At 37.3% G+C, this 507-nt stretch carries 1 pseudogene; it reads left to right on the top strand.

Going from position 1 to position 507, the window contains the following annotated elements:
* Positions 1-25: 25 nt before the first annotated feature.
* Positions 26-507, top strand: a pseudogene (locus tag IQR33_RS30165) (hypothetical protein); the annotation flags it as partial.

Raw genomic sequence — 507 nt, 5'->3', positions numbered from 1 at the left:
TCGGTCTTTAGTAATGGTTCAGCCAATGGTTAATATTTTTGAAACAACAAACCTAATAGAAAACGAATTGGTGGCTTTGCACGAGAGTGTTAGCTTCAAGTTCAATGCGGTTGTAGAAGAGTTTATAACGATTTTGCGATCTAGTGATTCGTTAGTGTTTGTTCCTTGCAGTATGGGTAAAGACTCCAGCACAGTTTTGAATGCTGCTTCTGAAGCTTATCGAGTTTGTATTCAAAATGGTTGGATCGAAAAAAATCGCCCCTTAATTGTTTCAACGGTTGACACTCTTTCGGAATCACTTCCAATGGTTATGTACACCAGGTGGGTTAAATCTAAGTTTATTGACTATGCAAAAGATAACGATATTAACGTTTACTACGATATTGTCACTCCGTCATTTCATGAAGAGTACGCGAACAAATACCTGACTAGTAATAAGCTAATACCAAATGCACAACGTAATAGTGACTGCAGCTCTATTCTCAAAATTGTTCCTAGCGAAAGATA

Origin of the sequence: Vibrio sp. OPT46, from assembly GCF_015163535.1 — a bacterium.
Classification (GTDB): domain Bacteria; phylum Pseudomonadota; class Gammaproteobacteria; order Enterobacterales; family Vibrionaceae; genus Vibrio; species Vibrio alginolyticus.
Note: the sequence above shows the minus strand (reverse complement) of the source record. Positions and strands in the feature narration are given on the sequence as shown.